This is a genomic window from Pedobacter sp. (assembly GCF_035317785.1).
Taxonomy (GTDB): Bacteria; Bacteroidota; Bacteroidia; order Sphingobacteriales; family Sphingobacteriaceae; genus Pedobacter.
Genome location: NZ_DATHGC010000134.1, coordinates 1 through 13,560, shown reverse-complemented (window position 1 = coordinate 13,560; position 13,560 = coordinate 1). Strand labels below are relative to the sequence as shown.

14 protein-coding genes and 1 pseudogene are annotated in these 13,560 nt (G+C 42.6%); 9 read left to right on the top strand and 6 right to left on the bottom strand.

The annotated features are described in order from the left end of the window. Positions 1 to 12 precede the first annotated feature (12 nt). From rpe to VK541_RS08115, 4 genes are read left to right on the top strand one after another with little or no spacing between them, the layout of a single operon-like run. Positions 13 to 684 carry a ribulose-phosphate 3-epimerase gene (rpe, locus tag VK541_RS08130; RefSeq protein WP_324368740.1) on the top strand — a complete coding sequence of 224 codons (672 nt, stop codon included), beginning with the start codon at positions 13 to 15 and terminating at the stop codon, positions 682 to 684. Positions 685 to 691: 7 nt separating this feature from the next. Beyond that, positions 692 to 3,082 (top strand): TonB-dependent receptor, encoded by a 2,391-nt coding sequence (locus VK541_RS08125; protein ID WP_324368737.1) that lies wholly within the window; start codon positions 692 to 694, stop codon positions 3,080 to 3,082. Positions 3,083 to 3,129: 47 nt separating this feature from the next. Then, positions 3,130 to 4,194: a 3-phosphoserine/phosphohydroxythreonine transaminase gene (serC, locus tag VK541_RS08120; RefSeq protein ID WP_324368736.1), complete on the top strand. Its 1,065-nt coding sequence runs from the start codon at positions 3,130 to 3,132 to the stop codon at positions 4,192 to 4,194. 11 nt (positions 4,195 to 4,205) lie between these two features. After that, positions 4,206 to 5,156, top strand: a complete 951-nt coding sequence (locus VK541_RS08115; protein WP_324368733.1) for a D-2-hydroxyacid dehydrogenase — start codon at positions 4,206 to 4,208, stop codon at positions 5,154 to 5,156. 215 nt (positions 5,157 to 5,371) lie between these two features. Here the strand turns inward: VK541_RS08115 and VK541_RS08110 are convergent, their stop codons facing one another. From VK541_RS08110 to VK541_RS08100, 3 genes are read right to left on the bottom strand one after another with little or no spacing between them, the layout of a single operon-like run. Next, complete coding sequence (locus tag VK541_RS08110) at positions 5,372 to 5,515, bottom strand: hypothetical protein (protein WP_324368731.1); 144 nt, start codon at positions 5,513 to 5,515, stop codon at positions 5,372 to 5,374. Between the two features lie 10 nt (positions 5,516 to 5,525). Continuing rightward, on the bottom strand, positions 5,526 to 6,080 hold the full coding sequence (locus VK541_RS08105; RefSeq protein WP_324368729.1) for a hypothetical protein: 555 nt from the start codon (positions 6,078 to 6,080) through the stop codon (positions 5,526 to 5,528). A 49-nt stretch (positions 6,081 to 6,129) separates the two neighbouring features. Further along, positions 6,130 to 6,909: an SAM-dependent chlorinase/fluorinase gene (locus tag VK541_RS08100; RefSeq protein ID WP_324368728.1), complete on the bottom strand. Its 780-nt coding sequence runs from the start codon at positions 6,907 to 6,909 to the stop codon at positions 6,130 to 6,132. Between the two features lie 102 nt (positions 6,910 to 7,011). On the opposite strand from VK541_RS08100, the gene VK541_RS08095 reads away from it, so the two are divergent. From VK541_RS08095 to VK541_RS08080, 4 genes are read left to right on the top strand one after another with little or no spacing between them, the layout of a single operon-like run. Beyond that, complete coding sequence (locus VK541_RS08095) at positions 7,012 to 7,986, top strand: PhoH family protein (protein WP_324368726.1); 975 nt, start codon at positions 7,012 to 7,014, stop codon at positions 7,984 to 7,986. Positions 7,987 to 7,992: 6 nt separating this feature from the next. Further along, positions 7,993 to 8,943 carry a phosphoribosylaminoimidazolesuccinocarboxamide synthase gene (locus VK541_RS08090; RefSeq protein WP_324368724.1) on the top strand — a complete coding sequence of 317 codons (951 nt, stop codon included), beginning with the start codon at positions 7,993 to 7,995 and terminating at the stop codon, positions 8,941 to 8,943. 47 nt (positions 8,944 to 8,990) lie between these two features. Then, complete coding sequence (locus VK541_RS08085; RefSeq protein ID WP_324368722.1) at positions 8,991 to 9,377, top strand: STAS domain-containing protein; 387 nt, start codon at positions 8,991 to 8,993, stop codon at positions 9,375 to 9,377. Continuing rightward, entirely contained in the window at positions 9,377 to 10,288 is a 912-nt protein-coding gene (locus tag VK541_RS08080) for a ribonuclease Z (RefSeq protein WP_324368720.1), read from the top strand. Before VK541_RS08085 ends, VK541_RS08080 begins: the two co-directional genes overlap by 1 nt. Positions 10,289 to 10,295: 7 nt before the next feature. On the opposite strand, the gene VK541_RS08075 is transcribed toward VK541_RS08080, so the two are convergent. Genes VK541_RS08075 through VK541_RS08065 form a run of 3 tightly spaced genes read right to left on the bottom strand, consistent with a single transcriptional unit; the run spans position 10,296 to position 13,034 of the window. After that, on the bottom strand, positions 10,296 to 11,249 hold the full coding sequence (locus tag VK541_RS08075) for an MlaD family protein (RefSeq protein ID WP_324368718.1): 954 nt from the start codon (positions 11,247 to 11,249) through the stop codon (positions 10,296 to 10,298). Positions 11,250 to 11,285: 36 nt separating this feature from the next. After that, positions 11,286 to 12,134, bottom strand: coding sequence for an N-acetylmuramoyl-L-alanine amidase (locus VK541_RS08070; protein ID WP_324368716.1), 849 nt, complete (start codon positions 12,132 to 12,134; stop codon positions 11,286 to 11,288). Positions 12,135 to 12,155: 21 nt separating this feature from the next. Continuing rightward, the gene (locus VK541_RS08065; protein ID WP_324368714.1) at positions 12,156 to 13,034 is read right to left on the bottom strand and encodes an N-acetylmuramoyl-L-alanine amidase; all 879 of its coding nucleotides are present in this window, start codon (positions 13,032 to 13,034) and stop codon (positions 12,156 to 12,158) included. A 56-nt stretch (positions 13,035 to 13,090) separates the two neighbouring features. Here VK541_RS08065 and VK541_RS08060 point away from each other — a divergent pair. Continuing rightward, positions 13,091 to 13,560 (top strand): annotated as a pseudogene (locus VK541_RS08060) (LPS-assembly protein LptD); the annotation flags it as partial.

Here is a 13,560-nt window from a genome sequence, read left to right as displayed (position 1 = left end):
CCCCCAAACACCATGAAACACTTAATCGCACCATCTGTTCTCTCTGCTGATTTTGCCAATCTTCAGCGCGATGTTGAAATGATCAACTCAAGTGAGGCGGACTGGTTTCATGTAGACATTATGGACGGTGTGTTTGTCCCAAATATTTCATTTGGATTTCCTGTCATGGCTGCCATTGAAAAATATGCGCGGAAACCTTTGGATGTTCACCTGATGATCGTAAACCCGGAGCATTATATCGAGCGTTTTGCGGAAGCCGGTGCTGCTGTAATCACCGTGCATTACGAAGCCTGCACACATTTGCACAGGGTGGTGCAGTCCATTCATGCTGCCGGATGCAAGGCGGGGGTGGCACTTAATCCGCATACACCGGTATCTTTACTGAAAGACATTCTTCCGGACCTCGACCTGGTCCTGGTGATGTCGGTAAATCCGGGCTTTGGCGGACAGCAGTTTATACCAAATACTTTAAATAAGGTGAAGGAACTGCGGGCGATGGCTTCACTGTTAAATCCTGACTTGCTGATAGAAGTAGACGGCGGGGTAGGATTGCATAACCTTGAAATATTGATACAGTCCGGAGCCAATGTGTTTGTGGCCGGCAATGCGGTATTTGCCGCTGCTTCACCGCAGGATGTGATTGCAGATATGAAAAAACTTGACGCTGGAATCGTGAAACTCTAAAAAATTGATGCTCAAAATCCGTCTGTTGCTTTTTATGATTTTGCTGGGATTTGTCTATGTGCAAGCCCAGCCGGTGATCAAGGTTACAGGTACGGTTACTGATGACCTTAAAAATCCGCTGCCAAAGGTTACTATAAGTATTCTCGGCCAGAACCAGTCTGCAATCTCAGACGAAAAAGGAGTTTATAACATTTATTCTACCAGTACCTTTTTTACTTTAAAATACAGCTTGCTGGGCTACAAGTCTATTCTGACTGAGGTCAGGCAAGACAAGGCAGGCAGGATGGTTCAGGATGTGGTCATGACAGAAAATATCAATGAACTGGAGCAGGTAACCATTACCAATAAACAAAACCAGTTGAGTAATACCTCCATCATCAACATTGCAGATGTTTCAACCAGACCTTCTGTATCCGGAAATTTTGAAGCAATACTTAAGACATTGCCCGGCGTGTCAGTAAACAATGAACTGAGTTCGCAGTATAGTGTAAGGGGCGGTAATTTTGATGAAAACCTGGTTTATGTAAATGACATAGAAATCAGCAGACCGGTTTTGATCAGAAATGGGCAGCAGGAGGGACTAAGTTTTATCAACAGCGATTTGCTCAGCTCAGCCAAATTCTCTGCCGGTGGATTTGAATCCCGTTATGGGGATAAGCTGTCTTCAGTACTGGATGTTCGTTATAACCGGCCGGATAGCAGTCAGGCTATACTAAACCTGGGTTTTCTCGGCGGGGCTTTTAGCTCAAAGATATTGAACAAAAACAGTTACCTGCTTGCGGGACTGAGGTATAAGAATAATTCTACTGTACTGAATAAACAGGACAACAGGGGCAGTTATGCCCCAAGCTTTACAGATGCTCAGCTGATCTATCAGTATGACCTGTCTGAAAAGTTCTCCCTCAATTTTTTAGGCAGTTTCAACAGCGGCAGCTTCAGGCTGGTGCCGGAAAGCCGTGAGACGAAATTTGGTACGCTGAATACCTTATTGAGATTGCAGACGGTCTATGCCGGAGAGGAGGTAGACGATTACCAGTCAGCCGGGGCTGCATTAACGGCTGCCTGGTTTCCTGAAGCCAATCTGTCGGTCAAATGGATCAACAGTTATTTTAATACACTGGAACGTGAACGTATTGATATAAAAGGCAGGTATTTACTGGATGAACTTTATAATAATGCGGGAACGAAGGGCACCAGGAGTAAAGCTACAGGAGGCTATAGCAATTATGCCCATAACAACCTGGAATCGGAAATTTTCAGTTCAGAAATAAAGGCCGATCAAAACTATAACAGCCATGTCTTTTCTGCAGGGTTCCGGTTTGAAAACAAAAATTACCGGGATGAACTGACAGAATATAGTTTGATTGATTCTGCAGGACTTCTATTGCCGGGCAGTGTTAAAAGTTTTTATCAGGATAATTTTATCGGCACCGAAAACAGGATTTCTATACAGTATCTTACTGCATATGTGCAGGACAGCTACAAGGTGTCCGGCCATTCTGATCTGCAGCTGGGGGTAAGGGCAAACTACAATTCGCTGAGTGAACAGCTGCTCCTCAGTCCGAGATTGCTGCTCGCCTACCGGTCTCCCAATAACAATAAGATCTTCAGGTTTACAGCAGGAGTATACCAGCAGGCTCCGGATTATAGAAGCATCAGGGACTTTAACGGCGTGCCCAACCTGCATCAGCAGGCACAGAGATCGTACAATACCTCGATAGGTCTGGATTATGCTTTTGATGGTCTGGGTACACGGCTCAAGTTTACCTCCGAACTTTATTTTAAATACCAGGATCGGTTAATTCCGTATATGATGGACAATGTGAGGATCAAATACCTGGCCAGGGAGCAGGCCCGCGGCTATACTTACGGGGCCGATTTTAGCGTAGGAGGAGAGTTTGTAAAAGATCTGCTTTCTTACTTTAGGATTTCCCTGATGAAGGCCAATCAGGACATCCCGGGAGATGACAATGGGTATTTAAAAAGGCCAACAGACCAAAGGGTAAACTTCTCTGTTTACTTTCAGGACCGGTTGCTGAACAGCCCGACCTATAAGGTGCACCTGAACCTGCTTTATGGTTCCAAACTGCCGCTGGGTGCACCGCTGGTGAGACAATATTCTGACGATTTTAGCATCCCGGCATACAAGCGTGTAGACATCGGATTTTCAAAAGATTTTCTGGATGATCTGGCCTTGCGGAAGCCTAAATTTTTAGATAAATATTTTAGTTCGTTTTCTGCGCATCTGGAAGTATTTAATTTGTTGAACATCAACAATACTGTTTCGTATTTGTGGTTAAAAGATGTAAATAACGTACAATATGCTATTCCAAACTATTTGACCGGACGTCAGCTGAACTTCAAACTCATCATAAAATTCAAGAATTCCAGACGATAAAACATATAAAATTGCTAGATTTACATCCATTATAAATCACCATAAAAATGAGACACAATTTCGGCGCAGGCCCATGTATTTTACCTCAAGAAGTATTTAAACAAGCATCACAGGCGGTACTGGATTTTAAAGATGGTTTATCCATCCTGGAGATCTCTCACCGAACTGCTGAATTTGAAGCGGTAGTAGAAGAAACCGTTAAATTGATTAAAGAATTAATGAATATACCATCGGGATACTCGGTTGTGTTGTTACAAGGCGGCGCTAGTTTGCAGTTTTCAATGGTTCCTATGAATTTATTGCCGGAAGGTGGCACAGCTGCCTATTTGGAAACCGGTGTGTGGGCAAATAAGGCGATTAAAGAAGTGAAGGTTTTTGGAACAGCGAATGTTGTGGCAACATCAAAAGAGTCGAACTTTACTTATGTACCTAAGGATTATGTAATTCCTGAAGACAGTGCTTATTTCCACTGCACTTCCAACAATACGATATATGGTACGGAGCTGTTTAGTTTTCCTAAGACAAATGTTCCTGTAGTTTGCGATATGTCATCAGACATTATGAGCAGGGTAATTGATGTTTCCCAGTTTGACCTGATCTATGCCGGTGCCCAAAAGAATATTGGCCCTGCAGGTCTGACCATTGCTATTGTTAAAGATGAGATCCTGGGCAAATCAGGAAGGAAACTTCCTTCGATGCTGGACTATAAAGTTCACATTGAAGGCGGATCCATGTACAACACGCCTCCGGTATTTTCTATCTATGTGGCCATGCTCAATCTGAGATGGCTGAAAGCCAAAGGCGGAGTTGCGGAAATTGAAAAGGAGAACAAGGCCAAAGCGCATGCGCTTTATACGGAGATTGACAGAAATCCTTTGTTTAAAGGAACTTGTGCGGTTGAAGACCGTTCCAGGATGAATGTTTGCTTTGTGATGGAAAATCCTGAACTGGAAAAACCCTTCCTGAAATTTGCGGAAGAGAATGGGGTTGAGGGCATAAAAGGACACAGAAGTGTGGGCGGTTTCAGAGCGTCGATTTATAATGCGCTGCCGATCACCAGTGTTCATGCTTTAATAGAATTAATGCAGATTTTTGCAGAAAAACACCAATAAAATATAAGTTAATGATTAAGATACTTGCAAACGACGGGATCGATCCTGTCGGTAAAAAATTACTGGAAGACGCGGGCTTTGTTGTTGATACAGAAACTGTTGCACAAGATAAATTAGCTGAGGCATTGCTGAATTATGACGGTATAACCGTACGCAGCGCTACCAAACTTCGTAAAGAACTGATTGATCAGGTACCTAACATTAAACTGATCGGCAGGGGTGGTGTAGGGATGGATAATATTGATGTGGACTATGCACGCAGTAAGGGTGTTGCGGTTGTGAATACTCCTGCGGCTTCGTCTTTATCGGTAGCTGAACTGGTATTTGCACACTTGTTTACAGGGATTCGTTTCTTACAGGATTCAAACAGGAAAATGCCTGTTGAAGGTGCCACTAAATTTAATGCACTGAAAAAGGCCTATGCCGGTGGTGTTGAGCTGCAGGGCAAGACTATGGGGATCATCGGTTTTGGCCGTATAGGCCGTGAAACTGCCAAGGTTGCATTAAGGCTGGGTATGAATGTGCTGGCTTACGATCTTTTTCCTGCAGAAGGTACGCTTCCTTTGACTTTTCAGGGCGGTGTTTCTGTAGAGATCCCTTTCAAAACAGTTTCACTGGAAGAGGTGATCTCTGGCAGTGATTTCATCAGCTTGCATACCCCGTTTGCGGATAAACCGATATTGGGCGCAGAAGAGTTTTCGAAAATGAAACCAGGCGTGGGTGTGGTCAATTGCTCAAGGGGTGGAACTATTGATGAGGAGGCACTGATTGCCGCACTTGACAGTGGTAAAGTTGCTTTTGCTGGTCTGGATGTTTATGATGATGAACCTACTCCAAGAACAGGAATTCTGCAGCATGCAAAGATTTCGTTAACTCCGCATATTGGGGCCGCAACAAATGAGGCACAGGAAAGGATAGGAGTTGAACTGGCTACTTTGATTATTGAACATTTCAATAAATAATCGGGCATTTCAATAAATAACAATAAGACGGATTAGTAGTCCGAAATTACTATCGTCATTGCGAGGTACGAAGCAATCTCTGGTTAAATGCTGCCAGGAGATTGCTTCGTACCTCGCAATGACGATTTTTTATATCAAATAATTGACTGCTTGCCAGTAATATTGCCAGCATATAATGTTGTCTGCCTTTAATATTGTCTTCCGGTAATAAATGTCTACAAAGATTGTGTCAACGCCCAGTACCGGTAAGCCAATATTGCTTTTTGCAGGGTGCTCAGCTTCATTGGATCTTTTTGATAAAGACTAGGCAGTACCGCCTTGTTGATCTTTACCAATATCTTAAACAGCCATTTTTTCATTGCTTTGCCATTAAGATTGTTGTGCAGCCCTGAGTTTGTTTCTGAAAAAGTATACAGCGCCCAGTAACGCAATCAGTGAAAGTATTGCGATGCTGATGTAGAGTGTCTTGCCGGCTCTCCCGTTTTCTGCTTCCTTTTTGAGGAGTTCATTCTGGTCCTGCAATTTTTTGATGGACAGCATGTAGCTTTGGATCCGGGTATTGGTGCTGTTTGCACTGCGCTGGGCCTGCTGCACTTCCTGGTCTTTGTAATTCATCAGTATTTTCAGCTCTTTAAAGATATTGTTGTCGTTAAGTACGATCTGTCTTAATATCTCATTGGAATTTTTAATATCCTGTTTGGTTTGAAAACCGAAAATGCCTGTTCGCTGATCTAAACTCTGATCATATTGCCCAAATTTGTTACTGCGATCTGTGAGTAAGGAGTTGACCTTTAACCGCTGGGTTTGATAAGCACTGGTGTCTGCCTGAAATGCCCGGGCGGAAAATGAAATGCAGCATGTGCACATGACGATGACAAAAAAGGTCAGCACCGGCAAACGCAGGAAAGGTAACAGTTTGATCATAGCAGGTTTCTTTAAATAATTGTAAGCAAACTCTATGCCCTCATTACTTTTACGGATGGAATTCAATCCGGATGATATCACTGAGGTGCAAGCCCAGCAGTCCGCTTGCTTTTCCTTTGTTTATAGCAATTTCAAGGTGATTGCTGATCCCGAATAAACAAAGTTTTTCACCTTCGGGTACTTCATTATAATGCCAGCTCAGCTGGGTAATGGTTTCGCTTTTTCTGAAATAAAGTGTAAAGTCACGATTCCGCTGGATCTTTGTAAACAGATCTTTGGTGATGTTGGTGATCACATTGCAAAAAGTGTCGATATAAATGACACTTCCACGGATAATGTCGCGCTCGATGACGGGATTTAAAAGCATCCTTTGTTCTATGCTGTCGGTTGGCACACCGATATCTTTCAGTTTGGATCCTTTGGCCAGATGTACCGCAGCTTTAACAAATATATCGACCAGCGGAAAGTGCAGGTATTTGAGGTCCTGCATGATGTTGAGTTCTACGATCTCGTCTGGCTTTTCATCAAAAAGTAAGGAAAAAATACCGTTGTCTGCACCGACAAAGAAGTGGTCCCGGTACTTTAAAGCAATGTATTTTGTGTTTTCACTGAATACAGAATCTATGCCGATCAGGTGGACTGTGCCTTTTGGAAAATAAGGGTATACGTTTTTAAGAACGAACGCTGCATAAGAAATATTAAATGATGGCACCTCATGTGTTACGTCAACAATATTGGCTGCAGGCAAGATGCTCAGAATGCTTCCTTTGAGTGCAGCCTGGTAAAAATCTTTAGAACCTAAATCCGTTGTTAAAGTAATAATAGCCATTAAAAATTGAATATTTATTCTTAATCTTGCGTAGGCGGCAAATCGCGTACAAATATTCAATTTTTAAATCAGAATATACACCTCAATCAAAAAAACAATATTTTGAACGAACTAAAATTAACATTAGAATCGGTAGATCCGGTACAGTTTTGGGGAACTAATAATGAGCATTACGAGATCATCAAAAATGCTTTTCCAAAATTGAAAGTAGTAGCGCGCGGTAATGAGGTGAAAGTGCTTGGCGATGAGCAGGAACTGAAGGCTTTTGAAAAGAAATATCTTCAGCTGATCAGTCATCTGGAAAAATACAGCTCCCTGCTGGCAAGTGATGTAGAGACCATTCTGGCTTCAAAAAAAATTGCTGCTGAAGATGAAACATCCGCACCCGATAAGGCTGCCGGCGGAAATGGCGGCGGTGGTGAGGTGATCGTTTTTGGGACGAACGGCCTGATGGTGAAAGCCAGAACTGCTAACCAGAGAAGAATGGTAGACAGTATCATTAAAAATGATGTGCTGTTTGCAATTGGTCCTGCCGGAACTGGAAAGACCTATACTGCGGTGGCATTGGCCGTAAGGGCATTGAAGAATAAAGAGATCAAACGGATTATACTAACCAGACCGGCTGTTGAGGCGGGAGAGAATTTAGGTTTCCTTCCCGGAGATCTGAAAGAAAAGGTTGATCCGTACCTGAGGCCCCTATATGACGCTCTGGACGATATGATCCCTGCAGAGAAACTAAAGCTCTATCTGGAGAACAGGACAATTGAAATTGCACCGCTTGCATTTATGAGGGGGAGAACGCTGGACAATTGCTTTGTGATCCTTGATGAAGCCCAAAACTCTACAGATCTTCAATTGAAGATGTTTCTGACGCGTATGGGTCCTTCGGCGAAGTTTATCGTAACCGGTGATGTAACCCAGATAGATCTGCCAAGGAAACAGATGTCAGGACTGCACAATGGATTGCGAATCCTTGACGGCATACCGGGTATAGACATCATTTACCTGACCGGTGAGGATGTGGTGAGGCATAAACTGGTAAAAAGGATATTAAAGGCCTACGGAGATATACAGTAATAGGAAATGACAGCAATAAAAGAGACAAATTTCAGCTTCCCTAAGCAGACAAATTTTTATAAGGGGAAAGTGCGTGATGTATATACCATTGACAACAGCTTTATGGCGATGGTGGTCACCGACAGAATTTCTGCATTTGATGTGGTATTGCCGGAGGCAATACCTTTTAAGGGGCAGGTGCTGAACCAGATCGCTGCTAAGTTTTTGGCAGCTACAAAAGATATAGTGCCCAACTGGGTGATTGATACCCCGGATGAAATGGTAACGATTGGCCGTATTTGCGAGCCGTTTAAGGTGGAAATGGTCATTAGAGGCTACCTCGCCGGACATGCATGGCGCGAATACAGTGCCGGAAGGCGCAGCGTTTGCGGAGTTTCATTACCTGAGGGGTTGAAGGAAAACGACAAGCTGCCGCAGCCGATCATTACCCCGACCACCAAGGCATCGGTAGGGCACGACGAAGACATTTCAAAAGAAGATATTTTAGCTAAAGGCATTGTGTCGGTGGCTGATTATACGCATCTGGAAAACTATACGCACGCACTCTACCAGCGTGGCGTGGAAATGGCCGCAGAGCGCGGATTGATACTGGTGGATACTAAATACGAATTTGGTAAGGTTGCCGAAGATATATACCTGATCGATGAAATCCATACTCCTGATTCTTCGCGTTATTTTTATGCTGATGGGTATGAAAAAAGGCAGGATGCCGGTGAGCCTCAAAAACAACTGTCTAAAGAATTTGTCCGCAAATGGTTGATAGAAAATGGTTTCCAGGGCAAGGATGGACAGGTAGTGCCCTTAATGACCCCTGAAATTGTCAGTTCTATCTCGGAGCGTTATATTGAACTGTACGAGCAGATCACTGGAGATACATTTGTAAAAAACGACGCAAATGATGTGGTCAGAAGAATAGAGCAAAACGTAACGGCAGCATTGGGGCAGCTTTTAGCTTAATTTTGGTAAATTTTACTTATTTTCGTATTTAATTCACAATCAGTATCATGAAATTTTCAATAGATAAGCACGAAAAGTATGTCGTTTTAGGGCTGGATGAAGTTAAGTTTACAAACGAGAATACGCCTAAATTGAAATCTGAATTCATTTTATTGAATGCAGAAGGTTTCCGTAATATTGTTTTAGATCTGTCGTCCATTAAACAATGCGATGATTCTCAGGATCTGAGCAGTTTGCTGGTAGGCGACAGGCTTTGTAAAAAAGCTAATGGTCTCTTTATCGTAACAGGCGTCAACGATGCGGTAGCCAAAATATTGGAGATGTCTAATCTGGATCAGTCACTGACTATTGTTTCCAAGCTGGATGAAGCTACTGATCTGATCTTTATGGATGAAATTGAGAAGGAATTGCTGGGCGGCGTAGATTTGAGTTAATGAAGTTTGAGGTTACCATCTTAGGCAGCAGTTCTGCTACTCCCGTACATAATAGAAATCCGACAGCCCAGCTTTTAAATTGTAATGAGAAGTTTTACCTGATCGATTGCGGGGAAGGTACCCAGCAGCAACTGATCAAATATGGTTTTAAGGCCAGTAAAATAGATTTTATATTCATCAGTCATCTACATGGCGATCATTATTTTGGGCTGATAGGGCTGTTGTCAAGCCTTCATTTAAACGGACGCATCAAGCCGCTCAAAATCTTTGCTCCTGCAGCCCTTCAGGAGATCCTGGCATTGCAGTTTAAGTATTCTGAGACCGTGATCAGGTACCCGATAGAATTTGTAGTTACAGAAGCCGCAGAGCCGGTGCAGATATTTGAAAATGCCGATCTGGTAGTGGATACCGTGATCCTGAACCACAGGATCCCATGTACGGGATTCAGGTTTACCCAAAAGAAACGCCTGCGCAAGCTTATCGTGGAGAAATTGGAGGCTGAAGGAATCAACATTGATTATTATCCCCTGCTAAAAAGAGGCGTAGACCTGGAATTACCGGATGGCAGGGTATTGCTAAACGCTGAATACACTACTGATTCTGATACGCCGAGAAGGTATGGATATTGTTCAGATACTTTACTGGATGAAAGGTATTTTGAAAGTGTTTCAGATTGTGATCTGCTATACCATGAGGCCACTTTTTTGCATGAAATGCTCGACCGGGCAAATCAGACACATCATACTACGGCATTACAGGCCGCAGAAATCGCCAGGGCTACAAGAGCTTCCAAACTGCTGATCGGGCATTTCTCCTCAAGATATAAGACATTGCAGGCACTTTTGGAAGAAGCCAGGTCTGTCTTTGAAAAAACTGAACTGGCAATTGAAGGAAATACCTATACGATATAAAGATAGTTTATTTATCCTTTTTACTCCCGCCGCCGAATACGGAAAAATGAACATAGCGCTTAGGATTTGCCTTCAGGTCCATCATCAGATTGTCCAGATTTTTGGAGGCATTGTTCAGATTGTCATATAGTTTGGTGTCGTTTACCAGAAGCCCTAATGAACCCTGACCATTATTGATCTTGCCAACGATGGTCTGCAGGTCAACAACCGCCTTATTCGCATTATCCAAGGTCTGTTTGAAGTTGGCTGCGGCAACCTGGTCAGTAACAGAATTGATGTTGTTCAGGATGGCACTGATTTTTTGATTATTTTGTTTCAGGTTGCTGGAAATGGCCTCCACGTTGGCAAGGATAGCAGAAACGCGTGATCCCTCAGAACCGACAAGGTTATCTACTTTTTTAGAAGTAGATTCCAGAGACGCAAGGGTAGCCGATATGCTGTTGAAGCTTTTGTCTACATTCTTTTGGAAATTGGGATTCAGGATAGAGTTGACGCTGGTTAAAATTGAATCCATCTTGCCAATGATCATTTCAGCTTTCTTTTGTACAGGCTGTACGGTTTCCAATATGCCTTTTTGAACGTTGGCATTTAAAGTGTCTCCGTCCTGTGCATAATCGTTACCCGAACCCAGGGCCATCACTATGGCTTTACTGCCCAGCAGATCTGTACTTTCCAGTTTGGCGATACTGCTTTTTGGAATCTCATATTTACCTTTGATTTTCAGTGTAGCCAAAATAGAGCCATCAGGCTGAAGCTGGAGCTTATCCACACGTCCGATCTGAAATCCGTTGATCAATACCGGCTTGGATACAGCCAGTCCGTCGACATGCGAATACCTGGCATATAAAATGGTCTCACTTGAAAATATGGCATTACCTTTTAAAAAGTTATAACCAATTATTAATAAGGCAATGGAGAAGGCTGCCAGTATGCCTACTTTGGTTTCGTTCGCTATCTTCATTTAAAGGAGTGTTTTTTATATACAGGTGCTGTGAATTTAGTTGGTTTCAGTTTCCTTTTTATAGGTTTTTATTGCTTTAAAAATAGAATTTACAATTTCGGCCTGTCCGCTGTCTGAGTTGATGTACTTCTCTTCAGTGGGGTTCGAAATAAATCCAATCTCAGTAAGTACAGCAGGTAATCCGCAACGCTGCAAGATCAGCAAACCCTGTTCTTTTACTCCTCTGTTAACCCTGTTATCGTCATTGGTATAGTTGTTCTGGATTAATCTGGCAAGTTTCAGGCTCTTGTCCCTAAATAAATTCTTAAACAAAGATAATATAATAAATGTTTCAGGATCATTGGGATCGTAGCCGTTGTAGTTTTGTTTATAATTTTTTTCGAGTTTGATGTCTTCATTTTCACGAATGGCCGCATCTTGTTCATTTAACCGGTGCGAACCCGCAACAAAGGTTTCAGTCCCGCTGGTGGTCGTATTTTTTTGATAGGTATATCTTGGAATTCTTTTGCCCTTTTTGTTTTTCGTGTAACCTGATATCACCCTTCTGTCGGGCATGGAATTACAGTGTATGGATAGAAACAGATCAGCGTTGTTGTCATTGGCCAGTGCGGCCCTTTTGTAAAAATCTACATCAACATCCGTTTTCCTGGTATAGAGCACTTTAAGCTCCGGCATTTCTTCTTCTATCTTTCTGCCGAGCTTCAGGGCTACTTCAAGCGCTACATTTTTTTCTAAAGAAAAGCTCCCCCGTGCACCTGGTTTTCTGCCGCCGTGACCTGCATCTATAACGATAGTTTTGACCTTGTAACCCTGAGAAAATGTGACCAATGAACTGAAAAATAAAAATAGAAATGGCAAGGGGAACAAGGCTTTGTTTAATCTCATGAAAATGTAGTTTAGTTATAATTATCCTTCGACGTTCTTTTTGTAATTTTCAATGGCTTTCAATAAGCAATTGGTGATTTCATTTTGTCCGGCTTCAGAGTTCATATAATCCTCTTCTTCAGGATTGCTGATAAATCCAATCTCTGTGAGGATGGCCGGCATTCCGGCACGCGCCAGTACTGCCAGGCTTTTTTCCTGAACACCTCGGTCTATACGGCCGGCATTGATGTATTCGTCCTGTACCAGTTTGGCGAGCCTCAGGCTTTGTGTTCTGAATGTGTTTTTCATTAACGAAAGAATGATCATGTTTTCCGGGTTGTTGGGGTCAAATCCTTCATAGTTCTCTTTGTAGTTTTCTTCAAGAAAAATAGCAGCATTTTCTCTTTTTATCGCTTCATCCTGTTCGTTTACCCTGCCAATACCGGAGACAAATGTTTCTACTCCTCTTGTTGAGGTACTTTTTCTGCTTACAGTCCTGGTAATGGGCACCCGCTTTCCCCTGCTGTTCCTTCTGTATCCGGTTACCACGGTTGACCTGTGAACAGGCATGTCGTTGCAATGGATAGATATAAAAAGATCAGCTTTGGCATTGTTTGCTATGGCAATTCTTTCGTAAAGCGGAATAAAAACATCCTCAGTACGGGTATAAATTACCTTTACATCCTTCATGTTTGCCTCAATAGCCGCGCCAAGATGCAGGGCTGTCTTCAGTGCAACGTCCTTTTCAGTAGAATAAAGACCCCTGGTACTGCCATCCCTGCCGCCGTGACCGGCGTCAATTACAATAGTTTTTATTTTATATCCTTGCGTAAATGCCTGATAGCTAGATACAATATTGATTGCCAAAGAAATAAATACGATCAAAATAGCTTTTGGTCTGAGCAATGGTATATTTTTCATTAATTTTGAACGTTTTGGATTAAACATTAATGCAAAAATAACATTCACACACGAATTTGAAACTTTTACGGTATATCATTTTTCTTAACTTAACTGTTTTATTAACATTTGTTAGTAATCGGGCCGTCGCTTTTTCTTCGTTTTCCTGGCAGCAGGTCATCCGGCAGAACGATACGACTAAAAGAAGTGGTCCTAAGAAAGCGGTTACGGATACCAGCTCAAAAGATACGGTTGCGAGCGAGAAACTGGAATACTCGGCGAAAGATTCAACAAGATTCAGCAACGACAAAAAAATTGTTTACCTGTACGGCGGCGCAAGAGTGGTTTATCAGGGTTTAGAACTGGATGCCGATTATATTACCTATAACGACAGTACCAAGCAGCTATTTGCGCGCGGTACAACCAATTCAAAGGGTAAGTATATAGGCCGGCCTATCATAAAAATGGAAGGCCAGGGTACTTCGCTTGCAGATTCATTAAGATACAACACGGAAACGCTGGAAGCTCAGATCTGGGACGTTTTTAC

Coding starts and splice junctions, on each gene's coding strand:
- rpe (WP_324368740.1), top strand. CDS start 13: ATGAAACACTTAATCGCACCATCTGTTCTCTCTGCTGATTTTGCCAAT.
- VK541_RS08125 (WP_324368737.1), top strand. CDS start 692: ATGCTCAAAATCCGTCTGTTGCTTTTTATGATTTTGCTGGGATTTGTC.
- serC (WP_324368736.1), top strand. CDS start 3,130: ATGAGACACAATTTCGGCGCAGGCCCATGTATTTTACCTCAAGAAGTA.
- VK541_RS08115 (WP_324368733.1), top strand. CDS start 4,206: ATGATTAAGATACTTGCAAACGACGGGATCGATCCTGTCGGTAAAAAA.
- VK541_RS08110 (WP_324368731.1), bottom strand. CDS start 5,515: ATGAAAAAATGGCTGTTTAAGATATTGGTAAAGATCAACAAGGCGGTA.
- VK541_RS08105 (WP_324368729.1), bottom strand. CDS start 6,080: ATGATCAAACTGTTACCTTTCCTGCGTTTGCCGGTGCTGACCTTTTTT.
- VK541_RS08100 (WP_324368728.1), bottom strand. CDS start 6,909: ATGGCTATTATTACTTTAACAACGGATTTAGGTTCTAAAGATTTTTAC.
- VK541_RS08090 (WP_324368724.1), top strand. CDS start 7,993: ATGACAGCAATAAAAGAGACAAATTTCAGCTTCCCTAAGCAGACAAAT.
- VK541_RS08085 (WP_324368722.1), top strand. CDS start 8,991: ATGAAATTTTCAATAGATAAGCACGAAAAGTATGTCGTTTTAGGGCTG.
- VK541_RS08080 (WP_324368720.1), top strand. CDS start 9,377: ATGAAGTTTGAGGTTACCATCTTAGGCAGCAGTTCTGCTACTCCCGTA.
- VK541_RS08075 (WP_324368718.1), bottom strand. CDS start 11,249: ATGAAGATAGCGAACGAAACCAAAGTAGGCATACTGGCAGCCTTCTCC.
- VK541_RS08070 (WP_324368716.1), bottom strand. CDS start 12,134: ATGAGATTAAACAAAGCCTTGTTCCCCTTGCCATTTCTATTTTTATTT.
- VK541_RS08065 (WP_324368714.1), bottom strand. CDS start 13,034: ATGAAAAATATACCATTGCTCAGACCAAAAGCTATTTTGATCGTATTT.